The following is a 22,896-nucleotide window of genomic DNA, read 5'->3' on the forward strand; positions in this document are numbered from 1 at the left end:
ATATGATACAGTATTTTAAATATGAAAATAGAGAAAATAAATGGTTTTATATTTCTGTCAATGAGCAGGTATTTTTTGATAAGAAATTTGCTACCATTTTATACGATGACAAACCAAAGCTTAAAATAGAAGTAAAGGAAATACATCGCATTGAGAAATACTGGGAGAACTCAAATAAAGAAGAGTTCACTAAAATACTTCAATCAAAAATCGATTTTTTATTGCAAGTACAGGAGCTTAAAAATACAAATGATGAAGACACCCCAAACCCAACCCAACTAAAAACTCAAATTAAATGAATCAAGTACAACCCAAAGGCAAAGAGAAACCGAATCACATTGCCTACGAAAAGATGCACCGTAGTCTGCTCGCAAAAATAGATGACTACAATGATGGAAAGGAGGTAGGAGAGGCTATCAATTCCAATGAACAAGCTACTCTACTCTTTATTTACGATACCTTTGTTCGTCTCTACAAAGAGAAAAGCAAAGATACCAAGCTCATCACTTGGACAAATGGAAAGCAGTATGCCTGTTTGGTTACAAACAACCAATCTCTAGCCACACAACGAGGAGTAAGGTCTGAAAAAACCATCCGTAATCACGTCAAGAAACTATCTAAAGCAGGTTTTTTGTTCAAACCTAAAAAGGGTACTGACCCTTATAGTAAGTGGTTTAATTTCTCTATTTTTCTTGACCCTAGCCACCTTATCACTTACGCAGGATACACCATAGCAGAAGCCAAAAGAATCCTACCAGAAGCCCAAAAATTCTACCGTTTGAAGGAAGATTTTTGCAGCATTGCAGGAATAAGCGAAGTGCAAAAACAGCACTTCAGAAACTTCTCTTTACAGTCCTTTTCAAAGGAAAATAACACACTTATTGTAAAGTGTTCACAACAAGCCTGTGAAGCTATCAGAAATGCTCCAGAAGGCAAGATATATAGACAACTAGCTCAAAATTTCTACGGTAAAAATGTGTCGGTACAACACGTTTTTGATGCCTAAGAAGTAATCCAATTTTTTCTCAAAATTTTTAAAAGTTGCTCAAAAGCGACCCTATAAAGAACACCCTAAAAAAAGCCTCAAAAATGAACAATACGGAAAAAAATACCACTATTATAGTCTTTCTATGTAATATTTCTCTGTATATAGAAATACTTAGAAATACATGTAAAGTCGGTAAATTTTTCCGTTTTGTGGGAGTGGGTCAAACACAGAGAAAAGAGAAAGGCAATACGTCTCTGTACAAAGAAAAATTACAGAGAAAGAGTTTTCTCCTCTGGCTAGATAGGGGAACGGATAAAAACAGAGAAAGAAAAAAGCCAAATGCACAAAGAAATGAGAGATTGCGAGACTTTGAAATAAAAAGTAAAAATAACCGAACTCTCAAAAAATTGAGCAAAAAAAAATCTTACCGAACGTATCAGCAAGATTTGCCCAACTAAAACTTAAAAGAATTAGCCTTGAGGTTGAGGTTGCTCTCCAGCAGAGCCTCAATACAAATATACACAAAAACTATGAATCAAACAACTCATTCTCACATTCCGAACAACAAAAATAAAGTCCCTTGTAGGTATAAACTTGTTTTGTACCACAGAGAGCAAGAACAAAATAGTGATGGAGCTTTTGTAGATAAAAGACGCACATTATATGCAGCTTGGATTGACCATGATACTGAAAGAATTTTAGCTTACTGGAAGAAATACATAAATAATGTAGTCAAAAATCCAATTCAGTATCAACTTAAATATGGCACTCTAAAAACAGCTCTTATCATTGATAGATATGAAAATAAGACGATTTGGAAGCATACCGTACAAAAGTCCAAGCCTATGTATTTTCCAGAAGAGAGTGAGATAAGCGAAGCCTACGAAGAGCCAAAAGAAACCTTTGCTAGTGAGCAAGAAATCAAGATAGCTCTTCAGCAAGTAGAACAATGTTATCTAGCTAACAATGGAACAGAAATGCCGTCAGAAGACTATCAAAAATGCAAGTCAGAGTTTAGTATATGTGATTCTAAAATGCTTGAAAATATGCTACAATTCAGACTTAAAATGATTAACTACTTATTTAGTCAGATTTGATTTTATATTGAGTTTTTTTGATTTGTGTGTAGTTTTGTTTTTTGAAAACAAATTTTAGCAAAATGACATTTTGTCATAAGTAAATTTAAAGGAATTATTTTTGTTCTGTAATAGGTGTTTAATTTTAAATCAGAAAGGAGGAAAATATGACTTGACAATTCTTAAAACTCAATTTTTTTTATAAGTAATGCCATAGTGCTTACTAAATTATTTTCACACATAAATATAATATTATGTACAATCTCATTTTGAAAAACACAAATAAAAACCAAACTTGATGAACATATACCTCAAGTTTGTTCAAATATGTTCACATAGACACGTTTGGTTTTACAAAACCAAAACCAGTAAATGGAAGAAATATTTGAACATCTTATAACAGGAGTAACTGCATTAGTTTTATTCCTAAGTGATAATTACAAAAGTGTATTGAATTCTTTGAAGTATGTATATTTAATCTTAAACCTATTAAGTAAAAACAGAAAGGTCAATAATGAAAAAAATAAACAGCTAAAAGAAAATAATAGAAAAAGACACTCAAAGAATAAGAAAGCCAAAAATAAAGATAAGAGAGTGTTGAAGCAGAAGAAATCTAAGAGTCATAAGCGAAAAAAACACTCAAAGAATAAGAAAGTCAAGAATAAAGATAAGAGAGTGTTGAAGCAGAAGAGAAAGACTAAGAGTAACTCTAAAACTTAATGAATTATTTAACCAAACTAGCTAGTAATCTAGCTAGTTTTTTTTGACACTATCCTAAAAAGTGTCTTCTTCAGTACCAGAAAATACCTAAACTAACAGCACAAAAAAGCCTTTCAAAAACTGATTTGAGAGGTTTTTTTTATTTTTTTATCTATTTTCAATACTAATTCAACCCTATTTCAACTATAATTCAACTATTTTTCAACCCTATTTCAACTATAATTTAACTGTTTTTTATCTATTTTGAATTGTGATATATAAAAACTAATGCATATCTTATTGTGTATCATTACTCTAAAAATTATTTTTTTCACTCAATCTACTTCAATACGATGAAAAAACGTTTAATCATTCTGCTCAATCTGCTAATACTTGCTACCTTTACGATGGGTTTTACTTCAGATATAACACATTCTGAGGTACAAAGTCATTATTTTGAAATACTAGACTGCAAATATGGACAATGCAAGGCAACAGCAAAAAGTACAGGCAAGCAATGCAAACATTGTGTTTCCAACTCTGGAGAAAACTATTGTTGGCAGTATAAATAGAATTTTGCTTTTTTATTTAGATAATATCATATATTTGATAATTTTATTTTTATCTTGAAACTTATATTAGCAAGTTGTCGTTGATAGTGAAAATACTTTTTATTGTTTCACTATACTCCCAGTAAAATATGGCTAATTATTATGTAAATGACAATGCTCAATCAAATGGAGACCACGAAGTTCATAAAGAAGGTTGTAGTTGGATGCCTTCAGTTTCTAATAGAACATATCTAGGAGATTTTTCTACCTGTAAAGATGCTGTTACAGAAGCTAAGAAAAAGTATAGACAATCTAATGGTTGTAAATATTGCTCCCCTTTGTGTCATACATCTTAAATTTTAATAAGCCTAAGAGGGATACCTCTTAGGCTTATTTTGTGTTATTGTAACTTTAACTAAACCTACTAATGGGAAAAAATGCTATTGTTAGTTGGAATGCTAAAAAGAATGAATTTATCAAAAGAGATTTGCTATTTTTTGATAATCTATATTATGATACTCAAATACACAATCTACGATTTACTTTACTGTCTAACATAACTCGTACTATGAGTTATGACCCTCCTATACTAAAAAAAATTCAAGCTAATGTAGACTATTTAACTAGCAAAGGCATATTAAAAGAGTTTCAACTCTCTAAAATCAAAACAAGTAAAGAAAAGGTATATTTTAATAATAACATAGACTTTGAAAATGCTCTTAAATCTGTTAGAGAATATGATAATGTTCATACCAAGTTTATTGAAGAGTATGAGCAAGTTATCTCTGGCTTGAAGAAAAATTATACAAAACATTATTTAGACTTTATCAATCTTTCTAGCAAGTTTGAACAAGTAGCTGAATATCATAGTAGGGTTTCTTCTTGCATATTAGCTCAAAAAGATAGTGCAAATTCTTTTATACCTATATGTGATGAAGATACATTCTCTGGGTTATCTCAGGAAAAGGAGCATAGTATCATTTATATAACTATTTCTCACTTTCCAGTACCCAATGAGAATTACTCTATACAAGATGTTATTGATTTTAGGAATGATTCAGATAATCGCCGTAGATACTTAGGTCTAATAAATTGGCTAAATGGAGTTGTAAACTCTAGCATGAACATTAACCAAATAAACGAGCAACTTGAATATTTTACTGTTGAATTTGAGCATAAAATGAAGTTAGCAAAGGAAAGTTATAATTATGGAAAACTAATGATTGTAGCTACTCTACCTTTAAGTATTGCAGAACATTTATTAAAACTAGAGTGGAGTAAAATACCACAAAGTATAATTCAAATTAGACAAAACAAACTCAAGTTATTAATGGCAGAAGGTAGTGCCACAGGAAAAGAAATCGCTTACATACACTTTGCAAACGAAAAATTTAAAATATCTTAAAAAAAGCCGTTAGTCTAAAACTAACGGCTTTTTTGCCATTACTCTCCTAAAATCATTTTTTCTACTTCTTGTTTTGCTTCTTTGAGAAGCTGTTTGCCCTCTTTTTCTAAAGCCTTTGCACGACTACGTAGAGATGATATATGAGTAGCAATTTCATTTTGAACTTCCATTGGTGGAAGAGGAATAGACATACTTAAATATTCTTGCATAATTAAGTTTCTTATTCCATTTGTTTGACTTTGCATCAAATCTGTAATTTTTATGTTATGGATAGTTTTAAGAAAAACGAATAAATAACTTGGATTTATAATCGAGGAATCTACACGAATTTTATGAATAAAATTACTGTAAGCTAAATTATGCTTTTTATAAATATCTTCTGTAATTATTGCAATTCGTCCAACAGGTTGGTCTTTACTTCCTCCCGATTTTTCAATCAATAAATCATCAATCTGCAAATCCATTTTTGATAATTTAACTTGACTAATGAAACGATATTTTACTCTATTATTAGTCAATTTTAAATTATATAAATTATCAAATTCAGTAGCACGGATTACTAAACATTTATCAAAACCTTCTAAATCTTTATCTATTCCCCAATCTCCTGCAACAGATTGAGTAATAATATCTTTCATTCTGATTACAGAATACTTTTTAGATTGCAAGGAATTAATTAGTTTTTGTCCGTTAGGTTCATATTTTTTTGGGTCAAAACGCTTTCCTTGTACAGCACTAAAACGAGTATAGAAAAATGGTTTTGTTTGAGTGGATTGAGATAACTCAATGCCTAATTTTTCCATCAAATAATCATCAATACTATCTAATAATTGCTTTGCCTCTTGTTCTTTTTGCTGTTTTTGTTGATAGGCGTTTTGGAATAAATTTACTATTTCTTGTTGTTTTTCTAGTGGTGGAATTGGGATTTTTAAAGAACGTAATAATTCAGCACCTATACCAGATTGATTATTCCAATTTGTACAAATACTATAAAATATCTTTCTTCTATGAAACGAATTAAACAGTAATACTAGAAAATAGGGAACAATTTTATTTTCATCTACTCGTATTCTTGTTATATGATTAGAAAACATAAAACTACCATTTTCATTAAAAAACGAAGTTTTTCCTACTAATTCTTGACTATTTGTATTGTTGAACAAAACATCTCCTTTTTCAAGAAAAATATCCTTTTTAGATTCTACAAATTCTTTAGGTAGATAAACATTCTTCTTAAATTTTAAATTTCCTTCGTTTCCTATATTCGTAGGTCTAATTTGTATTATTCCTCCCTCTTCTTGAGATTGGTCTTGTTTTCCTGCACCGAATCCAGATTTCATATTTAGAATGACATCTTTGATTCTACGTATCGGATATTTATTTTCAGTCAAGAAACCAAATAATTCTCCTTTATAAAATGTTGGGTCAAAACGTCCATCTATTGCCCTTCTCTGTATGATAAAAATTTTATCTTTATTCAGTGAAGGGCTTAGACGAAAAAATGGTCTGTCCCTTCTTCTATGCTATTGATGAATTTTTTTAGTTCTTGGGTTATTTCTATAAGGTCGTTTTGAGGTATTGTTTTTCCTGTTGCATCATATCCAATATTTTCAGCTATTGCCATAAAAATTGGATAGTCTGGTAATTGTTCTTGTTTTTGAGTGAGATAAATCTCTTCTAGCTCCTCTTTAAATTGTGTTATTTTTTCATTGTACTCATCTGTAATTTCTTTCTTTTTTGCTTTTGTAGCTTCGTCTTTTGTTTTTAAGTCCTTTGTTTTCTCTTTCTTTTGCTTTTGTAAATCATCTATATTTTCTTTGAGCTTGTTTTGTGATGCAATTTGATTTTCAATTTTTTCTTGAAGTTTCTGTATTTCCTTTGTTTTTTGTTTAGTATGTTTTTTGAGAAACAAAACAGATGATTTTACACCTGCGCCTGTTGCAGTAAAAGTCGTTTGAGGAAGAGAAACTACGGCAACAATCCTAAAATCTTTTTCAATTTGATTTCTAACATATTGCAATGAGCTATTTGTAAGTATTCCATCTGGCAAAACAACTGCTAAATATCCTCCTTCTTTTAGAAAGTGATGTGCCTGTTCGATAAAAAGAATTTCAGTAGATTGATTTTCCCTTCCTGTGGTTTTATGATTTGGTTTTAGTTTCTTATCAATCCAGTTTACATCTTTTATAGCTAAATTGTAATACGGTTTTTGATGTTCTGTAATCTGCATATATGACTTTTCTACTTGCTTTACAATAGAACCAAAAGGAGGGTTGGTAACAATAAAATCAAATGAATTTTCTTTGAAGCCTGTATTTCCTGTTCTTTCACTTATCGTTTTAATATCATAAAGTCCATCATGGGTAACTACGTTGGTGTGTCCATCATCATGAATAATCATATTCATTTTTGCTACCCTAGAAATTTGGTCATTTATTTCTATTCCATAAAGGTTTTTTTCAGCGAAATCGTGCCAATGTCTATGCCAATCATTGTAATATCTTCCTGCTCTCTCTCCTTCTTCTGGCTTTGGGTAATGTATATCGGCTTGTCTTCTGACTTTATCCAATACATACAATAAAAATCCCCCACTACCACAAGATGTGTCTAAAACTCTAGCTTCGCTTGTGATAGGTAAAACATCAACAGTAAATTTTACTACATTTCTTGGTGTAAAATACTGTCCAAATTCTCCTCTAAAATAAGAACCTAAAAAGGTTTCAAATGCTTTTCCTTTGCTATCAAGGTCTGTTTCTGTAAGATTTACAGCTTGAAAATATTCTACAATACTCTTTATTCTTTCTGGTGTAAGGTCAATATCTTTGCTAAAAACATCTGGGTCTTTTTGTTTTCCTTTGTCATAAAGTCCAAATATTTTTGCTTTTAATTCTTCTACTGTTTCATCAGAAGCTACTTGAAACTGATACGGTTGTCCTACTGTTGTATTTCTTTCGTCCCAAATTTTGCAAAATATAAGTTTATCTAATTCGTCAAATGCTTGTGTAGGATTGAGTTCTCCACCTGCCCAAAGAGCATCATGAGCTTGTTTAAAAAGACGTTCAAGGTCACTTTCTGTAATCTCTTTTAAATCTTCTACTTCTGTTTTTTTACTTGCTCCTTGTTTATTCTCATAATAAAAACCATTTTTAGCAAATCTATATTTTGGCTCATCAGTTTCTCCAAAATAAGGAATATTTGCTGTTTGTTCTTGTGATTTTTGGTCTTTATTAAATTTATAAAACTCTTCTTTGTTTCCTTTTGTAACCCAAACAAATTTAGTAGTTCCTGCAATCGCATGAGCATAACTAAGAGCTTGTTTTACAGCTTCTTTAAATTCAAGTTCTGAAATATCCTCTTTTTTACATTCAATGACGATATATGGTTTTTCTAATTTCTCATCTTGATAAACCAATATATCAGCTTCTTTTGTAGAAACACCCATTTTGACACTCTCAAACATCAAGATATGTGTTTGAGGATAACCATAATGCAAAACAAGTTTACAGTAGGTTTCTACTTGTACTTGTTCCTCTGGGTTTGTGTATTTTCTTTTTTTATTTTGATGAAGGTAAGTAACATATTCCTTTTTACCATCAATATGAATAAGTCCTTTTTCAATTCCTTTAATTGTATATTCTCGTAGTTTTTCAGTCTGGCTCATTAGGTGTTTGTTGTAAATGCCTATAAGAAAATTATTTAGCAATTTTCTAAAAATTGAATCAACAAAGATATATTTTAATAATAAAAAAACACCAATTACAAAAGTGTAATTGATGCAAGTAGGTTGGAAAAGTGTTTTTTTTTATAAAACAGTTCTTAGTCCTTCAAATCCTCAAAATCAAAATGACGAACTTTTCCTATTTCAAGTTCATTTTTTTCTAAAGGCTGCAAATAATTGAATAACTCAACGCTTTCGTCCTTTGATACTTCCTCTTTAGTCATTCGTTTTGTTGCATATTCCTTTATATCTTCTTCATTAAGAAGACGTTTCATAATTTGTTTGTGATAAAAAACAGCTACTACACGTCCTGCGAAGGGAGCTTGTACAGTATTTATAGTAGTAAAAATACCTTTGAAAACACTTTTTCAAAATGAGCTTCCAAATGGTTTTTATATAATCAAAGGAATATCAAAAGAAGGTTACTTTTTTAAGAAGTTTATCAAAAACTAAACTAAAACAGAAAAATCCCTCAGATTACTCTAAGGGATTTTTTTATGTGTTTTGTCTTTTAATACTCCAAAGGCACACCGTCCAGATGTTCCCTAATAATCCTCAAATCTCTAGCAAAAAAAGTTTTTTTGTTGGTATAATCTAGCTTTTCAAGAACAGGCTCTAACCATTTTTTAAAGGTCTTATAAGACACGTTGTAAAAAGCTATCAAATCTCCTTTTGTCATCGGACGGTTTACTGGAAGTGTTCCTTCTAAATTTATTTTTCTAAAACTGTGTTTGTGAGGACAAGTGTGCGATGCGATGGGCGTGTTTGCAGCAGCAGCACTATTCATAATTGAAAGAGGTTTGTGGTAAGTAAAGTAAAAGTAGTATAGAAGTATTTGTATTATTTGTAGTTGCAAGTTACGAATAATCAAAGGTTTAGCCTATATAAAGTAGTGGGAATTTGTGGGAGTGAGTGGGAATTTGTAGGAGTTTTTAGGAATGTTTGTCGTTTTGTGTCCATTTGTGGAAAGTGAAGCTCACGACTACCGTAAGTTTGTAGTATAGATTAAGCGCAAAAAACGATTTAATTCATTATTCACTTAACTCTTATTACAGCGATGAGACTATTTCAATTCCTCTGTGTGATGCTCCTTTTTGCCTTTGGCACTCTCATAAATGCCTTTGCAGAAAATGAAGCTATTTCTGACCAAGAAACTACAAAAATCATTCTTGTTGGAGAGCCACAAGCTACGGCTGATGCAGCTATCTTTTTAGCTTCCCCAGACCATGTTGTGATTTTCAAAAAACAAGAAAACAGTTGTAGTGATTTCTGTCCACTTCTATCTGAAGAACATTTTGTTCCCATAGAATTAAATAGGTCAGATACAGACTTTCTTACTACTTACCTTTCACTACCCTTTGTACAACATTCTTCTACTCATATATCTGTAAAAGATAGGGCAAGGCGAAATACAAATGTAGTTCCCATAGGTAAAAACAGAATCAGTCCAGTACGGACTAGGATAAGTTAGATAGCCAACATAGAACAATAGAATACTTCAAAAAACTCTATTATTAATAGAGAGTAATAGAGTTTTTTCTCCTCATCTCTTTATTTATTCCACTTTGATTTTATACTTCATACTACTATGAACAAGCCACTATATACAGGAAATTTAGGTACACTTGAAACGCAAGCCTTTTTTGGAAACTTAGGTGCATTTGCCACTACTTTAGGTACAGTCTTACAAGATGGTAAAATCAACTTTACTGAAGGTGTCCAAGTTGCTGTTGCTCTTGCTCCTTTTGGTTCTTCTGTCAATGCTTTTAAAGACAAGACCATTCCTCAAATCAAGGACTTGTACAAAGCCGAAATTCAGAAAATTGTAGATAGGTTCAAGGCTCAATTCCAACTGGCAAATGAGCTAGTAGAAGAGTTTATTGAAGACTGTATTTCGTATGCTCTTGCAGGTGTTGCCCTATTCAACTCTGGCAAACGCCTCTTTGCTAAAAAAAACTAGCAGCCTTTAGCACAACAGCCTTTCAAGGCTTTAAATAGCCTTTCATTCTACCCACACCCTCCGATATGTAGAATTTTGAAAGACTTTAGTAATGAATAGGAACGATTATTTCGACGACGATTTTCCTACCGATGAGCCACAAGAACTAAATGGAAGAAGGCGAAGAAAACGTAAAAAACATAGTAGTCGTAGCAGTAGAAGACGTAGAAAACGAGCTAGAAAGAAAGCACGAAAAGCCAAACGTAAGGCACGTAGAGCCAAGCGTCGCACAAGAAGGCGCAAAAAAGGTGGTTTTTTCAAGCGAGCTTGGCAAGGCTTCAAACGTTTTAATCCTGCTACGGTAGCTATCCGAAATGGTATTTTGGCAGCAGCTAAGATAGACCTCAAAAAGATGAGTTCTAGGCTGCGATATGGGTATCTGACATCTACACAGGCACAACGTCTAGGTGTAGATATGACCAAACACCAAAAAATCAAACGTGCGCTTTCCAAACTAGAACGTAAGTTCAAACAACTCGGAGGAAGAACACGAAACCTCAAGCGAGCTATCCTCAAAGGTCGTGGCAACAGAGACCGAAAAGTACCACTCTCTGGGTTCTCCTCTGACATAGACATTTTCGTTCCTACTCATGCTAAAGAAGAACTAGGCGAAGTAGCAGCAGCCACAGTAATTGCAGCAGCAACGCCTGTCTTAGTAGCTCTTCTAAATATGCTTAACAAATCTGGTGTAAAAACCGAACAGGATATGTATCCAGAAGAGCAAGAATATGATGAGTATGGCTACGAGGACGAATACGGAGAGGAGGAAGACTATGGATAACAAAACAGTAGGCATCACAGCCATTGCAGGTGTAGGACTTGTCTTTGCAGCCATAAAGATAAGCAACCTCAAAAAAGCAGGCGATAAAATTGTCTTGCATACCAAACCTACGGTATCAAAGGGGACGGTCTATGTAGAGGTAAGAGTTCAAAACCCTACTTCTACGAGTCTAAAAGTTTCACACCCTTTTGTGCGAGTTTTCAAATCAGAGGAAGATATGGCTAAAAATGAGCCACTCATTTCTACCACAATAGAAAACAGACAGCACACCATCAAAGGCAATGAAGAAACCAAGTTTCGCATTCGCATTGGAACGATAGAAGATATTTTACTTGCCCTTGCAAAATCTATCTTTTCTATCCTCAAAAATGCCCTTCAAAAAGGCAGTAGAGAACAAAAGGTATTCATTCATACCGAGCTTCGTGTAAACGAGCGCATTCCCTACTCCAAACTAGATGAATTTACAATTATCAAACCAAAGCAAAACGTATAAGTATGGCACGTAAGTACAGACCTTTACCAGATGAAATGGTAGAATACATTGTAATTCATACCTCTGCAAGCCCTCAAAAATATACGTGGGAATGGCTACTGCATTATTTTATCAACATTTTGAATTGGAGCGTAGCAGGCTATCATGTTGTCGTTGAGGAAACAGGGCTTGTCAAACGGCTTGTCCCTCATGGCAAACAATCTAATGGTGTGAAAGCCTTTAGAGCAAAGGACATTTTTATCAGTAATCGTAATGCTATCCACATTTGTTGGGAAGGTGGTATTGATGAGAATGGACAGCCTACGGATAATCGCACAGAAATTCAAGAAAGAGAATTGATACGTGTTTTAGAATGGTATTTATGGAAATATCCAAATGCCAAAGTGTTAGGACACAATCAAGTAGATTTGAAAAATTGTCCTTGTTTCAATGTCATTGAATGGGCAAGACAGATTGAATATACTGATTTAAACACTAACACACGCATTGTAGGTATTCCAGAATGGAGAATCTACAAAGGCGACAATTTTAAAGTTTTAGAATACCATTTCGGATATGATAGCACAAAGCAAGCGTCAGCTTAAATCTGGCAAACGATATGACCATCTGATTCCGAAACCTAATTTTCAAAACACAAAACTCTCTGATTTAATTGAAGTAGGATTTACAGTTAAATCCATGAAAAACATTGTTCGTGCTACCCACACGGACGTTGCTAGGCTTGCACAAGCCCTAAAAGGAAAAACGATTACAGAGACATGTTCTACTATCTTTCATTTTGTCTATGACCATATTCAATATGAAAAAGACAGAAGAGGCATTGAAGAAATCCGAACTCCTGCTAGAATGTGGGCAGATAAAAAAGGAGACTGTGATTGTTTCAGCGTCTTCATAGGCGCACTTCTTTATTCGCTAAAGATTCCTTTTGCTTTCAGAATAACCAAATATTCGTCAGACTGGCAACACGTTTATATCATCGTTTACAATGATGATGCGCCCAATCGCAAAGAACTCAAACTCTTCAAAGATGAAATTACTGGAGAGGAATATGAAAAAGTAGTCCGTACAAATAAGCCGAAACGCTACAACATCATTGACCCTGTAACAGATGATGACGACTACGAAGTAGAATTTACAGACAAACAAGACCATAAGATGAGTACATTATTGCTTTCTGGGATAGACGATTACGATACCGATTATCAAGATGATGATTATGGTAACACTACCGTAGAGGAAGACTTGGGCGCACTCGGTTTATTCAAAAGACGTAAGCGAAAAAAACGCAAGAGCCGAAACAAGAAAAAAAGAAAAGGAGGAGCTTTCAGTCGTTTCAAGAACAAACGTAAGGCACGTAAAGCAAAGCGAAATGCGAAAAGAGCAGCCAAAAGGACAGCTAAAAAGGCTAAAAAGAGACTTTCTAGTCGTTCATTAGATGAGCTTGTCAAGCTCTACACAACCAATCGTGGAGTGCTAAACGACAAGACTTGGCAATCTATTTTCAAACAGTTTTTGGCAAGAGCCAAACGAGAGGCAAGCTATAAAGCAGCCTTACAACGTGTTTCTACTTCTGCTCAAACTCGCAACACATGGAATGCTATCATAAGACATTCCGTTTTCAAAAAAGCCTATACGGACTATCAAAAGAACCCTAGTTCTTCTAAGTCTAAAGGTAGAAAGAGAGGTTTTTTCAATCGTTTTCGTAAGAAAAACAAAGGGACAAGTACAAGAAAAAAGAAAAAGCGTAGAGGCATTTTCTCACGCTTTCGCAAGAAAAACAAAGGTGGAAGCACCAAAAAACGTGGAGGTATTTTCTCTAAACTCAGAACGAAACTAAAGGAGAGAAAGAAGAAGCGCAAAGCACGTAGAAAAACGAAGAGAGCCGACCGAGCAAAAAAGGGAAAAACCAATTTCCTCAAACGTTGGAAACAACGTCGTAAGCAGCGTAGAGACCTAAAACGTAGGAAAAACAATGCTAAAAAAGACACTAAGAGAAATGTTACTATCCGAACAAGAGGTACAACTTCTAACCAAAGAGGTAAAGGAAAAGTCCAAATTACCAAAGACAAAATCAACCCTATCAAAATAGACCATCAAAACGATATTCAAACTGATGATTTCAATTTTGATGACTTTGATGCAGGTACTACTTCAACAACAACTACTAAAAATACAGGTAGTGGAGGAAAGAGTTGGACAGATGAAGATGGAGACTTTTTTAGTGAAGGTGACTGGGGAGGCGATGATACTCCAGAAACCCAAACCCAAAAAAGTGGAGGTTCAGAGCAGAAAGAAGATGATATTTTCTTTGATACTTCAGAGATTGAAAAAGGCATTGATGATGATTTAGATTTTGATATGCAACAATCTTCTAAGGATATAGAAGCTGCCACTAAGAACCTCACGGAAAACCTACCGATGCTCAAAGATGACTTTGCTGCAATGGTGGAAGATGATGGTGGACTCTTAGACGATGAAGGCGATTTTGCTGATGCTAAATTTGATGAATTAGACGAGTTTGGAGACGAAGAACCCCAAGAGCTTAATCTATTCCAAAAAGGCATTGCGTGGGCAAAAGAAAACCCAAAAACAGCCGTCGGCATTGGCATAGGAGGAACTGTTATCATTGGTGGTACAGTCTATCTACTGACACGTCCTAAGAAACCCACTTCTTATCAGCCTTACAAACCTAAGAGTAGCTACAAACCACGTAGTGCAGGAAAGAAAGGAAAAAGTCTGAAAGGTACTGCTGCCTTTGCAGGATTTAGTTAAACACTACTCACACAAAATACTATCCCCAACCACCCAGCGCCCTCTTTTTCGGATTCATTATTTCAAAAAGTTATGAGCAAAAAATCTAAAAACGAAATACAAAAACTCTTTACAGCAAATACAGAAAAAGATGCAAAAGCCTCTGCCGTGCAAGCTATTGCTCACGGAGTATGTGCCGTAGCAGGAGGTGCGATGGGTGCAACGATTGGCAAGCCGTCTTTACTGGCATCTTTTCCTATCATTTTCGCAGGAAAATACTTTGACCAAGATTATGTTACCTCCATCGGTGCAGGAATGGCTGCCAATGTAACCTCTCCAAAATCTGTCAATGGACTGGAGGGTGTAGAAGGAATCAAAGAAGCCTTTAACCCTAAAGCAGCCTTAGAACGATTAAAAGGCTATGCAAAGGAAGTTCAGCACGCAGCCTATTTAGGCGAAGCCCCACAAATCAATTCATATTCACACTATATCTCTGATGATGATTCAGATGTATATCAACTCCCCTCACACGAGATGAGCCAATTAGCGCAACACATGGAAGGTCTAGCCGAAAACCTAGACGATTTTGATGCCTACCTAGAAGGCGAAGACGAAGAAGACGGTATTGTCCTCTCTGATGTATTACAAGGACTTAGAGGCAACTTAAATGCTCTACGAGATACTGTACATACCCACCCAGAACTTTTAGAAGAAGGTTCATTTGATGAGGAAACAATGGATGCTATTGAAGGACTATCTGGTCTCATTGGTGGTGCATCTATGGCAGGACTGAACGGACACGATGACGACTTCTTAGATGAAGTTGCCGACGGTGTAGGTACGCTAGAAGGTCTTTTGGGCATTGACGATGATGAGGACGAAGAAGATGATGACTTGGAAGGCTTTGATGAAGAAGATGAATTTGACATAGATGAGGATGCTGAAGATTATGATGAAGCAGCGTATGCCAATCACGACGAAGGCATTGAAGGTTTTGATGAAGAAGACGAGGAAGATATGTACCTAGAAGGTACGTATGACGAGGAAGACATTTATTAGAGAAATCTAAAGACAACGACTTTTTACCACTTACTTATTTTACCACTTTGTTGCTTCCCTCCAAGAAGCAACCTAACAAACTAAACGTATGGACGAATTATTGGGATTGGAAGGACGTGCAGCCATAAAAGCACGTAAAGCAGGGCGTAGAGCCAAAAATCCTATGCGTATTGCCACTCGCAAGGCACAAGAATATGCAGAGACAAAGTCTTCTCGCATTTCATTTATGCAACACATGGAGAGCAAAGAATTTGATACCAATCTAGCTCGTAAAATTACCAACAACGATGCTCGTCTTGTAGATGAAGCTATCTATTCGGTAAAGAAGCTAGAGAAAGTAACTAAGTTCTTCAACTCGGCAGACCAAAAAGATTTTGGTATTACCAATCTTGACGGCTCACGCTTGCCAAAAGGCGAGGCAATGGTCGTAACGGCTATCGTACTACTTCGTGCAGAGGTTACTGCTTCTGGAGCAGCACCAACCCCAGACGAAATCAAGCAAGCCGTTTTTACAGCTTGGAAAGGTATCAAAGGCGATTCACTTGCTGTTCTGACAGCCAAAGCACACAAGAAAGAAATCGTATCAGAGCTACCTTGTTACGCATTTTTGAATGATGCTAACACAAAAGAATCTCTACATCAATTAGAAAACCCTCGTCTTATTAAAGATGAAGGCGAAATTGAGCTAGAACTCACTATGCCAACGATGACAGGAATCACAGCCAATACGTATGTATGTGCTATGCTTGTCGGTACTCGTGCTATCCCTAGATAGTAGGCACTAAAAACATAAAACGCTAAAAATTCGGAGCGATGGGTAAAAGGCACACGCCACAAGTTATTTTGTGTGTGTCGTGCCTTTTTTTATCTCTCAAAATCACTTTCTTATGAACCCTACACAACCAAAAATATCCTACAAGCAATACACTTTTACCATTAATAGCACCTCTATTATTGATAAAAAGTTTGAACTGCCTAGTGAAGCTAGAAAAGTAACAGGGATTCGCTTAGATTCTCCAGATGAAACGTTGCTTGCCACTCGTGGCTCGTGCCGTATTGAACTCTCTAATAGAGAGCTATTTCCAGAGGAATTTCCTGCTCGTTTCTTGATGTTTGGTAGAGAAGTTTCTGCAAGTGAACGAATGCACGAATTAGATGAAACCTTGACAGCCTATAATTTAAAAATGCGCTTTCAAGACCAAGCAGCACCTAGTAGCCCTACCCTTACCCCTTATTCTGTAACTATTATTGTTCGTTATGAAACCTAGATACCTTGTCCATAAAATACAAATGGACTTAAATAAAGTAGTAAAGGATTCATTTCGCATTCCCACAGATGCCACAAAAATAACAGGCGTAACAGCCCTTTGCAATGAAACGAATGCCTACTACCAAGTAGATTTAAGTACCATTGCTACGCTTTCGGTATGTCTCAATACTGAAATGTCAGCGTTTTTTCGTGTGAATGTTCCCCTTCCAAGTGGCATTATACGAAAGAAAGAAGAACTAGAAAATATCCTTTTGCCTGTTAAAGCAGGGGATTTGATAGAAGTAATTGCTACGGATTTGCTCAATACCAAATACTACTGTCAAGATGCTTTCAATAGTGGCTTTTCAAATGGTTTTGGTTCAACACCAAAGTTTTGTCCAGACCCTAAATACAATGTAACCTTAATTTTGAGATACGAATGATACCAGATTATATCAAATTTCGCTTAGAAGAACTCGGTATAGAGGACGTTGCTGTTCGTATTAAAAAACTCAATTTTGAGCCAACTGAAGAGCAAGAAATCAATACGCATTATGGCGAATTTTGGATTATAGACGAAGACAAAACAGACTTTGGAATCATCTTACAATCGGATAAAGGTTTCTTTGGAAGATTTGGAAAAGAAACCAACGAAACGGTACTAGAACACTCTGGCGCAATAAAGATAGAGAATATCATTTACTCCAGACAAACCCTTCACTTTTGGCAAGTTTTGGATTTATCGAAAACAAAAAAGGCGAACCAAGAAAACCCAAAAGAAACTACTGAAGATAAAACAATTCCCACTCCCTCCTAATAGATTTTTGAATTATGGCATACATTCCAAGAGATTATTCTGAAAAAGCTATTGATTTACTCTTTAAAATCATAGAGCAAAACAATAAATATTATGATGTAGAAATTGACGGAAATGAAATTATTGGTAGAACATCTGATACAGATAGGTTCTATGATTTTATGGAGTTTATACAACCGACAACAAAGTATGTGGCTATACGAGTTTATAAAGGTGGCTCTCCTAATAATGATAGGAATGTTTTTACAATGCCTCAAAATGGTTTGAATGGAATACCAAAAGAAGAAGCTCATAATGCTTTTGATAAAAAACCTAAGATAGATATTGCCAAAGAACGAGCAGACTGGGAAAAAGACAGGCTCATTGAGGATTTAAAAAAGGCAAAAGAATCCTTAGAAGCCGAAAACGCAAGAATCAAGGAGGAAGCTAAAGAACAAATCAGAGAAATAGAAGCTGATGCTAAAGAGCAAATACAAGCCATTAAGGATAGACAAAGTAGTCTTTCTGGCGTGTTAGAAACCGTAGCCCCTGCCTTAGCTCAAACCCTCTCTAAGTCTAAATTAGCAGAGACCTATCCGATGCTTGGAGCATTAGGTACAATCGAAGAACAAAACGAGACTACCCCTTCATCTACTGAAGAACCTTCTGGTGTAAAATTCACACCGAAAAGCGATGCCCCAAGTGATGATAAATTGCTTGCCTTAGTCGCAGACCTTAGAAAACACTTTGAGGACGAGGAACTGGAAATCGTATTTAATTTTCTACACCACGCCTCTCAAAATAAATCTCTTTTAATCCAATTAGAAAACCTAATTCCTACGCAACATGCCGACTTATAATTTCAATCAGTTTGATGCTACTTTCAACGCAAAAAATGATAAAGAAGCACAACAAGTAATGAGTGCTTTCCATCAAATTCTTCAAAAATATCAAGGTAATAATGAAGGCTTACTAACGGTAGCTAAACATATTACTACTGAAAGTAAACAATTCAAACTACTCAAAAAATTTGCCCTAAAGTCCTAATCTGCTCTACTCCGAATGCTGTTACTCATCTACTTACTCTTACTACTTTTTGATAATGATACTGGACATATTAAATATTCTACAAATAAAAACAGTAACACTCGGCGCACTCTTAGATTTTGGGCAAACCTCTGGAATCTTTACACTCGGTGGTTTTTTGGCAAGACAATACCTCGCTTTCAGAGACATGAAAAGAGATGTTGCCGACCTCAAAGAAGCAAAAAACAAAGCCGAACAAGAAGCTAAAGAACTGGCTGACAAAAACGAGGAGAAAGAGCTACAACGTGAAGCTGTTTATCAACAAATCTTAGAGGAAGTTAGAGAAGTAAAGGTAGAGTTTAGAGAAGTGAAATTAGAGTTTAGACTTTTCAAAGAACAAAAAAATGAAACTACAACTCCTCAAAAAACTGATTCCTAGCATTGTAGCAGCCATTTTGTCTGTTCTTCAAAAGAAAAAACAAAACTATGCTACAAAGCAGGATATAGAAAGGCTAGAGCTACGCATCTCTAACCTAGAAGAACAAAATTACCTACTCAAATTATTCATTGAGAAATCAAAGAACTGATTATGAACCCACTACTTGCCAAAAAATTTGCTGATGTACTTCCTACCGTTTTAGGTGTTTCGGTTGCAATTGGCGTACCGTTTGGAACTGCCTTTTTGGTCAAGAATTACGTTCGTACTTCACAAAAAAACACCAATTACTCCAACGCCACCGATGCAGAAAAACCAGAGTTTTATGCCATTCAGTTTGAAAATGCTTTACCAACAGAATGGTACGACTTCAATGCCGATGAAGAAGAAGTATATAGATTGCTTCGTGCAATGCCTAGCAATGACTTCTTTTCTAAAGTCAATAAATCGTATCAAAGAATGGTAGGCAGAACGCTGATGGAAGACCTTAAAAAAGTAGGTTCAGACGACTACAAAGTTGTCATAAAACTCATCAAAGAAATTCCAAACTAGAAAAATACTATGAAAACAGAACACGGAATAATGATTTTTGGTAGCCTTGCTGCGCTTGGTGTAGGTGGTTATGTGTACAACAAAGAAACTGGTAAAATTTCTAAGCTCTTGGGCAAAGGCAAAGGAGCTAGTCAGATACCACCAGAGAAAACTGTATTCCCTCCTCCACCCATAAAAACAGGAGGTTCTTATACAGGAAGTGGAATCACACCACGTAGCTCACGAAGTCAAATCAAAGAACTTCAAAAGGCACTCATTCAATCTGGACATCTTTCGGCTATGCAGAAAAGCCGTACAGGTAAAATGGTTTCAAGTGCTGACGGTGTTTGGGGAAAGATGACAAGCGCAGCCGTATCAAAAGCAGGACTAAAGTCGCCTGTTTCTATGATGGAGCTTCACTCACTTAAAAGCAAAGGTTCGGTTATCAAAGTTTCTACTTCTAAAGATTTTGCAGCGATTGCTGCCTTTATTTCTAAAGAGTTACGAGGTTTTACGACTGATTACGCTGCCATTTTGGAAAGATTAAAAGACAAGACTTCTTCACAAATCAAACAAATTGATTTAGAGTATAGAAAATATAGTCCAAAAGGTCTGAAGAAAGATTTTGCTTATACCACCGACGGTGGAAAAGTCTCTTTTAAAACACACAACGTAACAGCTATCCGTGAGATTTTGAGTGATTCTGGTCTGTCTGGAATACAGTTTTTAGTTCGCACAATACGACCAACTACAATAGCTGATGAAAACAAAGGGAATCTCGTAGTAGGTAAAAATTTGATTTTGGGTAGAGCTATCAAGTCCAAAAGTGGTAAAACACTTATCCAAACGAAAGACAATGCCCTTGTCATTGCTTCTACGAGAGATTTAGTAAAAGTCTAGTCTATGCAACTTGCTAATTTCCTTAAAAAAGCGAACTGGAAAGTCTATGAGAATCCGTATCAATTAAATCTTATTGGTTTTCGCTCCAATAGCGTAAAGGCAAATCGTTTCGACGATACGTTTGTCTGTTTTTTCAAAGACAACAGAAACAAGTGGGTAACGCTAAAATGGAGTTGTACCACAGACACAGGCACATACTGGCTAGAGAATCCGATGATGGAAAAAGGAACAGCCATGCTTCAAGCTGGTCAGTATGTAGATGCGTATGCACTTGGTTATCACAGAGGGCAGTACCGTGCTTTAGTTCAAGCTGCTCCTGTCAAAATTCGTAGAGACTACAATCGTAATGCAAAACTGGATTTTATGAATGGAAAGGTCTATAAAGGTCATTTCGGAATCAATATTCATAGAGCTAGAAGCTACGGAACAACTTTAAAAATAGACAAGTACAGCGCAGGATGTCAAGTATTAGACAATGCTTCTAATTTCAATGAGCTGATAGACTTAGCAGAATATCACGCATCTGTTTATGGCAATAAGTTTTCCTACGGTTTAATTGACGAGCGTATGCAACGCAGAACCCTCCACCGAAGACTGACTTATGGAGCTAGTCTATTAGCAGCTAGTTCGGTTATTTATTCTCACTACAAAAATGCCTCTTAAATGAATATCAGACAGCTTACTCACAGAAATAATAATTTCCTCAATACACTTATCTATACAGCGATAAAGGATAATTTACTGCCTTCTAGTTTCAAACAAGTGGTAGGACAAAACACAAGTAGGCAGCGTTGGAAAGCAGCTTATGAAGATGGTTTAGATGATGGTTTTGAGTATGCTTCTTATAACGATGAAGATACCGATTTTTATAGAAGATGGAGAGGAGCAGCCACTCTAATTATGAATGACCACGTAGCTATCTGGAGAAGTAAACCATATCAGCGTTTTAATTCTATGGCTCAAGTAGGTTTAAATATCATACGACAAGGCGCACCAAGTTTATTGCCACAGTTTTCAAAAATCCTCATTCATTTTATCCGTCAAGGAATAGGAATGACGAGTGAGCTTCAAAGGTTACTAGCTCAAGGAATGGGAATAAATTTGAGAGTAGCAACAACAAGAAAAAATCAAAGTGTTGTTCCTAATTGTAGGTGTGTACAAAATGAAATGAATGGACTTGACGGTGGACAGATTGCAGAGTCAAATAAAACCAACTGGGGAAACGTGGCTACTACCGTTTTGGTAGGCGTAACAGCAGGCTACGCCCTCAATGAAGGGATAAACTATCTTTCTAACAAAAATAAAGGAAAATCAACAGGACTTTCTGGACTTTCGGCAGGACAGCGAAAAGGCTATAATAAACTGAAAAAGATTACTGCAAGAGCCAAGCAAATCCAAAAGGCGAATCCACGTAAAAAATGGAAGGCTTGTATTAGTCAAGCTGCAAAAGAGTTGAAGTAAGATTTTATACTAAAATCTTCACTTTTAAGAACACTCTCAAAAAGCCTTTTTAACGTATTATTTAACATCTCATAAATGCAATTTTTGGAAAAGATGTTATAAAAAAACACTCACTTAAAAACGTTCAGCTTCTCCAATACACAGCCAAATTATCAAGTAAGAAAACTCACTAAAAGATGGCAAATAAACTAAAGCGTATAAAACGAACTCGTATTGTACTACCAATCGTCCAAGATGATGCAATGGTCTTGCAACGCCTTCAATCCAAGTCATTGCATATTGAGGCTCTTTCAAATCAAAATGCTTTCAAAAAGTAAAAAAACATGAGTTATTCCGAAGGAAACCGAAAAGGAAAGAAAATACTAAACGCCTACTTCACACCAGAAGAAATCTGTGAGCAAATGTGGGAACTGGCAAAAATTCATGGCTACGATGGTGGAACGGTCTTAGAGCCGTCAGTCGGAACTGGAAATATGATAGTTCATGCTCCAGATAAAACGAAAGTAACAGGACTAGAAACCGAATCAGAATATTTTGAAATTGTCAAAAATCGTTTTCCTACTTCTACTTTTTACAATATTTTTTTTGAACAAGTTTTTTTACAGCCAGAAAGATATAGGCACGACTACGAAGGCGACACCACATGGCTCAAAGGGTATCCTTTTTCACTTGTAATAGGTAATCCACCTTATGGAAAATTCTCTGGTCGTTGGGCTTCGTATTTTCCACGAAGAGGAGAGCCAAAGATGTCCAATTACGAATTTTTCTTTATGTGGTATGGATTGAAATTACTCAAAAAAGGTGGATTACTTATTTATATTGCTCCTCAAAATTTCCTCAATACTGGATTCAATCAGTATAAAAAAGAAAAAGAAGCCATTTTGAAAGTAGGTCAGCTTATAGATGCCTATGAGCTAAGTAGCATCTTTAAAGACACCAAAGTTCCTACTCATATTATCGTACTCAAAAAGAAATAA

General features: G+C 35.3%; 33 protein-coding genes. 29 read left to right on the forward strand and 4 right to left on the reverse strand.

From position 1 onward, the window contains the following. Positions 1–2 precede the first annotated feature (2 nt). From WAF17_RS10705 to WAF17_RS10740, 8 genes are all read left to right on the forward strand, one after another. Entirely contained in the window at positions 3–299 is a 297-nt protein-coding gene (locus WAF17_RS10705) for a hypothetical protein (RefSeq protein ID WP_338769858.1), read from the forward strand. Beyond that, entirely contained in the window at positions 296–1,006 is a 711-nt protein-coding gene (locus WAF17_RS10710) for a hypothetical protein (RefSeq protein WP_338769859.1), read from the forward strand. Before WAF17_RS10705 ends, WAF17_RS10710 begins: the two co-directional genes overlap by 4 nt. An 83-nt stretch (positions 1,007–1,089) precedes the next feature. Next, the gene (locus WAF17_RS10715; protein WP_338769860.1) at positions 1,090–1,446 is read left to right on the forward strand and encodes a hypothetical protein; all 357 of its coding nucleotides are present in this window, start codon (positions 1,090–1,092) and stop codon (positions 1,444–1,446) included. Positions 1,447–1,518: 72 nt separating this feature from the next. Then, positions 1,519–2,085, forward strand: coding sequence for a hypothetical protein (locus WAF17_RS10720; protein ID WP_338769861.1), 567 nt, complete (start codon positions 1,519–1,521; stop codon positions 2,083–2,085). Between the two features lie 351 nt (positions 2,086–2,436). Continuing rightward, positions 2,437–2,784: a hypothetical protein gene (locus WAF17_RS10725; protein ID WP_338769863.1), complete on the forward strand. Its 348-nt coding sequence runs from the start codon at positions 2,437–2,439 to the stop codon at positions 2,782–2,784. Positions 2,785–3,116: 332 nt separating this feature from the next. Further along, entirely contained in the window at positions 3,117–3,335 is a 219-nt protein-coding gene (locus WAF17_RS10730; protein WP_338769866.1) for a hypothetical protein, read from the forward strand. Between the two features lie 128 nt (positions 3,336–3,463). After that, a complete protein-coding gene (locus tag WAF17_RS10735) occupies positions 3,464–3,670 on the forward strand; it encodes a hypothetical protein (protein WP_338769869.1) in 207 nt (68 codons plus the stop codon). Positions 3,671–3,741: 71 nt separating this feature from the next. Further along, positions 3,742–4,719, forward strand: a complete 978-nt coding sequence (locus WAF17_RS10740) for a hypothetical protein (RefSeq protein ID WP_338769870.1) — start codon at positions 3,742–3,744, stop codon at positions 4,717–4,719. Positions 4,720–4,757: 38 nt separating this feature from the next. On the opposite strand, the gene WAF17_RS10745 is transcribed toward WAF17_RS10740, so the two are convergent. From WAF17_RS10745 to WAF17_RS10760, 4 genes are all read right to left on the reverse strand, one after another. Beyond that, complete coding sequence (locus WAF17_RS10745) at positions 4,758–6,110, reverse strand: restriction endonuclease subunit S (protein WP_338769871.1); 1,353 nt, start codon at positions 6,108–6,110, stop codon at positions 4,758–4,760. Between the two features lie 98 nt (positions 6,111–6,208). Next, the gene (locus WAF17_RS10750; RefSeq protein ID WP_338769872.1) at positions 6,209–8,380 is read right to left on the reverse strand and encodes an N-6 DNA methylase; all 2,172 of its coding nucleotides are present in this window, start codon (positions 8,378–8,380) and stop codon (positions 6,209–6,211) included. Between the two features lie 155 nt (positions 8,381–8,535). Continuing rightward, complete coding sequence (locus tag WAF17_RS10755; RefSeq protein ID WP_338769873.1) at positions 8,536–8,712, reverse strand: hypothetical protein; 177 nt, start codon at positions 8,710–8,712, stop codon at positions 8,536–8,538. A gap of 236 nt (positions 8,713–8,948) precedes the next feature. Beyond that, positions 8,949–9,224 (reverse strand): hypothetical protein, encoded by a 276-nt coding sequence (locus tag WAF17_RS10760; protein ID WP_338769874.1) that lies wholly within the window; start codon positions 9,222–9,224, stop codon positions 8,949–8,951. A 270-nt stretch (positions 9,225–9,494) separates the two neighbouring features. On the opposite strand from WAF17_RS10760, the gene WAF17_RS10765 reads away from it, so the two are divergent. The 21 genes from WAF17_RS10765 (at position 9,495) to WAF17_RS10865 (ending at position 22,896) form a co-directional block, all read left to right on the forward strand. Then, positions 9,495–9,908 carry a hypothetical protein gene (locus tag WAF17_RS10765; RefSeq protein ID WP_338769876.1) on the forward strand — a complete coding sequence of 138 codons (414 nt, stop codon included), beginning with the start codon at positions 9,495–9,497 and terminating at the stop codon, positions 9,906–9,908. A 117-nt stretch (positions 9,909–10,025) separates the two neighbouring features. Further along, a complete protein-coding gene (locus WAF17_RS10770; protein WP_338769878.1) occupies positions 10,026–10,397 on the forward strand; it encodes a hypothetical protein in 372 nt (123 codons plus the stop codon). Between the two features lie 91 nt (positions 10,398–10,488). Then, complete coding sequence (locus tag WAF17_RS10775; RefSeq protein WP_338769880.1) at positions 10,489–11,217, forward strand: hypothetical protein; 729 nt, start codon at positions 10,489–10,491, stop codon at positions 11,215–11,217. Then, positions 11,210–11,710 (forward strand): hypothetical protein, encoded by a 501-nt coding sequence (locus WAF17_RS10780; RefSeq protein ID WP_338769882.1) that lies wholly within the window; start codon positions 11,210–11,212, stop codon positions 11,708–11,710. The genes WAF17_RS10775 and WAF17_RS10780 overlap by 8 nt, the downstream gene beginning before the upstream one ends. Positions 11,711–11,712: 2 nt before the next feature. After that, the gene (locus WAF17_RS10785; RefSeq protein ID WP_338769884.1) at positions 11,713–12,294 is read left to right on the forward strand and encodes an N-acetylmuramoyl-L-alanine amidase; all 582 of its coding nucleotides are present in this window, start codon (positions 11,713–11,715) and stop codon (positions 12,292–12,294) included. Further along, positions 12,266–14,482 (forward strand): transglutaminase-like domain-containing protein, encoded by a 2,217-nt coding sequence (locus WAF17_RS10790; RefSeq protein ID WP_338769886.1) that lies wholly within the window; start codon positions 12,266–12,268, stop codon positions 14,480–14,482. The genes WAF17_RS10785 and WAF17_RS10790 overlap by 29 nt, the downstream gene beginning before the upstream one ends. 72 nt (positions 14,483–14,554) lie before the next feature. Then, positions 14,555–15,520, forward strand: coding sequence for a hypothetical protein (locus WAF17_RS10795; protein ID WP_338769889.1), 966 nt, complete (start codon positions 14,555–14,557; stop codon positions 15,518–15,520). A gap of 88 nt (positions 15,521–15,608) precedes the next feature. Next, positions 15,609–16,295, forward strand: a complete 687-nt coding sequence (locus WAF17_RS10800; protein WP_338769892.1) for a hypothetical protein — start codon at positions 15,609–15,611, stop codon at positions 16,293–16,295. A gap of 112 nt (positions 16,296–16,407) precedes the next feature. Next, complete coding sequence (locus tag WAF17_RS10805) at positions 16,408–16,788, forward strand: hypothetical protein (protein ID WP_338769894.1); 381 nt, start codon at positions 16,408–16,410, stop codon at positions 16,786–16,788. Further along, entirely contained in the window at positions 16,778–17,212 is a 435-nt protein-coding gene (locus WAF17_RS10810; RefSeq protein ID WP_338769896.1) for a hypothetical protein, read from the forward strand. The genes WAF17_RS10805 and WAF17_RS10810 overlap by 11 nt, the downstream gene beginning before the upstream one ends. Then, positions 17,209–17,586, forward strand: a complete 378-nt coding sequence (locus WAF17_RS10815) for a hypothetical protein (protein WP_338769897.1) — start codon at positions 17,209–17,211, stop codon at positions 17,584–17,586. Before WAF17_RS10810 ends, WAF17_RS10815 begins: the two co-directional genes overlap by 4 nt. A gap of 14 nt (positions 17,587–17,600) precedes the next feature. Then, entirely contained in the window at positions 17,601–18,425 is an 825-nt protein-coding gene (locus WAF17_RS10820) for a hypothetical protein (protein WP_338769898.1), read from the forward strand. After that, entirely contained in the window at positions 18,412–18,612 is a 201-nt protein-coding gene (locus WAF17_RS10825; RefSeq protein WP_338769901.1) for a hypothetical protein, read from the forward strand. Before WAF17_RS10820 ends, WAF17_RS10825 begins: the two co-directional genes overlap by 14 nt. Before the next feature lie 55 nt (positions 18,613–18,667). Further along, positions 18,668–19,030: a hypothetical protein gene (locus WAF17_RS10830; RefSeq protein ID WP_338769902.1), complete on the forward strand. Its 363-nt coding sequence runs from the start codon at positions 18,668–18,670 to the stop codon at positions 19,028–19,030. After that, entirely contained in the window at positions 18,996–19,178 is a 183-nt protein-coding gene (locus WAF17_RS10835) for a hypothetical protein (RefSeq protein ID WP_338769904.1), read from the forward strand. Before WAF17_RS10830 ends, WAF17_RS10835 begins: the two co-directional genes overlap by 35 nt. A gap of 2 nt (positions 19,179–19,180) precedes the next feature. Then, on the forward strand, positions 19,181–19,579 hold the full coding sequence (locus WAF17_RS10840) for a hypothetical protein (protein ID WP_338769905.1): 399 nt from the start codon (positions 19,181–19,183) through the stop codon (positions 19,577–19,579). A 9-nt stretch (positions 19,580–19,588) separates the two neighbouring features. Next, positions 19,589–20,458, forward strand: a complete 870-nt coding sequence (locus WAF17_RS10845) for a hypothetical protein (RefSeq protein ID WP_338769906.1) — start codon at positions 19,589–19,591, stop codon at positions 20,456–20,458. Positions 20,459–20,461: 3 nt separating this feature from the next. Further along, positions 20,462–21,121, forward strand: coding sequence for a hypothetical protein (locus WAF17_RS10850; RefSeq protein WP_338769908.1), 660 nt, complete (start codon positions 20,462–20,464; stop codon positions 21,119–21,121). Beyond that, a complete protein-coding gene (locus WAF17_RS10855; protein ID WP_338769910.1) occupies positions 21,122–21,919 on the forward strand; it encodes a hypothetical protein in 798 nt (265 codons plus the stop codon). It begins immediately after the preceding gene. A gap of 176 nt (positions 21,920–22,095) precedes the next feature. Then, the gene (locus WAF17_RS10860; protein ID WP_338769912.1) at positions 22,096–22,236 is read left to right on the forward strand and encodes a hypothetical protein; all 141 of its coding nucleotides are present in this window, start codon (positions 22,096–22,098) and stop codon (positions 22,234–22,236) included. Between the two features lie 6 nt (positions 22,237–22,242). Then, positions 22,243–22,896 carry an N-6 DNA methylase gene (locus tag WAF17_RS10865; protein ID WP_338769914.1) on the forward strand — a complete coding sequence of 218 codons (654 nt, stop codon included), beginning with the start codon at positions 22,243–22,245 and terminating at the stop codon, positions 22,894–22,896.

Origin of the sequence: Bernardetia sp. ABR2-2B (genome assembly GCF_037126435.1) — a bacterium.
In the GTDB taxonomy this organism is placed as follows: domain Bacteria; phylum Bacteroidota; class Bacteroidia; order Cytophagales; family Bernardetiaceae; genus Bernardetia.

Coding starts and splice junctions, on each gene's coding strand:
- WAF17_RS10830 (WP_338769902.1), top strand. CDS start 18,668: ATGATACTGGACATATTAAATATTCTACAAATAAAAACAGTAACACTC.
- WAF17_RS10725 (WP_338769863.1), top strand. CDS start 2,437: ATGGAAGAAATATTTGAACATCTTATAACAGGAGTAACTGCATTAGTT.
- WAF17_RS10710 (WP_338769859.1), top strand. CDS start 296: ATGAATCAAGTACAACCCAAAGGCAAAGAGAAACCGAATCACATTGCC.
- WAF17_RS10845 (WP_338769906.1), top strand. CDS start 19,589: ATGAAAACAGAACACGGAATAATGATTTTTGGTAGCCTTGCTGCGCTT.
- WAF17_RS10790 (WP_338769886.1), top strand. CDS start 12,266: ATGATAGCACAAAGCAAGCGTCAGCTTAAATCTGGCAAACGATATGAC.
- WAF17_RS10805 (WP_338769894.1), top strand. CDS start 16,408: ATGAACCCTACACAACCAAAAATATCCTACAAGCAATACACTTTTACC.
- WAF17_RS10740 (WP_338769870.1), top strand. CDS start 3,742: ATGGGAAAAAATGCTATTGTTAGTTGGAATGCTAAAAAGAATGAATTT.
- WAF17_RS10780 (WP_338769882.1), top strand. CDS start 11,210: ATGGATAACAAAACAGTAGGCATCACAGCCATTGCAGGTGTAGGACTT.
- WAF17_RS10720 (WP_338769861.1), top strand. CDS start 1,519: ATGAATCAAACAACTCATTCTCACATTCCGAACAACAAAAATAAAGTC.
- WAF17_RS10835 (WP_338769904.1), top strand. CDS start 18,996: ATGAAACTACAACTCCTCAAAAAACTGATTCCTAGCATTGTAGCAGCC.
- WAF17_RS10735 (WP_338769869.1), top strand. CDS start 3,464: ATGGCTAATTATTATGTAAATGACAATGCTCAATCAAATGGAGACCAC.
- WAF17_RS10760 (WP_338769874.1), bottom strand. CDS start 9,224: ATGAATAGTGCTGCTGCTGCAAACACGCCCATCGCATCGCACACTTGT.
- WAF17_RS10865 (WP_338769914.1), top strand. CDS start 22,243: ATGAGTTATTCCGAAGGAAACCGAAAAGGAAAGAAAATACTAAACGCC.
- WAF17_RS10730 (WP_338769866.1), top strand. CDS start 3,117: ATGAAAAAACGTTTAATCATTCTGCTCAATCTGCTAATACTTGCTACC.
- WAF17_RS10840 (WP_338769905.1), top strand. CDS start 19,181: ATGAACCCACTACTTGCCAAAAAATTTGCTGATGTACTTCCTACCGTT.
- WAF17_RS10820 (WP_338769898.1), top strand. CDS start 17,601: ATGGCATACATTCCAAGAGATTATTCTGAAAAAGCTATTGATTTACTC.
- WAF17_RS10715 (WP_338769860.1), top strand. CDS start 1,090: ATGAACAATACGGAAAAAAATACCACTATTATAGTCTTTCTATGTAAT.
- WAF17_RS10785 (WP_338769884.1), top strand. CDS start 11,713: ATGGCACGTAAGTACAGACCTTTACCAGATGAAATGGTAGAATACATT.
- WAF17_RS10795 (WP_338769889.1), top strand. CDS start 14,555: ATGAGCAAAAAATCTAAAAACGAAATACAAAAACTCTTTACAGCAAAT.
- WAF17_RS10770 (WP_338769878.1), top strand. CDS start 10,026: ATGAACAAGCCACTATATACAGGAAATTTAGGTACACTTGAAACGCAA.
- WAF17_RS10815 (WP_338769897.1), top strand. CDS start 17,209: ATGATACCAGATTATATCAAATTTCGCTTAGAAGAACTCGGTATAGAG.
- WAF17_RS10825 (WP_338769901.1), top strand. CDS start 18,412: ATGCCGACTTATAATTTCAATCAGTTTGATGCTACTTTCAACGCAAAA.
- WAF17_RS10705 (WP_338769858.1), top strand. CDS start 3: ATGATACAGTATTTTAAATATGAAAATAGAGAAAATAAATGGTTTTAT.
- WAF17_RS10860 (WP_338769912.1), top strand. CDS start 22,096: ATGGCAAATAAACTAAAGCGTATAAAACGAACTCGTATTGTACTACCA.
- WAF17_RS10750 (WP_338769872.1), bottom strand. CDS start 8,380: ATGAGCCAGACTGAAAAACTACGAGAATATACAATTAAAGGAATTGAA.
- WAF17_RS10800 (WP_338769892.1), top strand. CDS start 15,609: ATGGACGAATTATTGGGATTGGAAGGACGTGCAGCCATAAAAGCACGT.
- WAF17_RS10775 (WP_338769880.1), top strand. CDS start 10,489: ATGAATAGGAACGATTATTTCGACGACGATTTTCCTACCGATGAGCCA.
- WAF17_RS10755 (WP_338769873.1), bottom strand. CDS start 8,712: ATGAAACGTCTTCTTAATGAAGAAGATATAAAGGAATATGCAACAAAA.
- WAF17_RS10810 (WP_338769896.1), top strand. CDS start 16,778: ATGAAACCTAGATACCTTGTCCATAAAATACAAATGGACTTAAATAAA.
- WAF17_RS10850 (WP_338769908.1), top strand. CDS start 20,462: ATGCAACTTGCTAATTTCCTTAAAAAAGCGAACTGGAAAGTCTATGAG.
- WAF17_RS10765 (WP_338769876.1), top strand. CDS start 9,495: ATGAGACTATTTCAATTCCTCTGTGTGATGCTCCTTTTTGCCTTTGGC.
- WAF17_RS10855 (WP_338769910.1), top strand. CDS start 21,122: ATGAATATCAGACAGCTTACTCACAGAAATAATAATTTCCTCAATACA.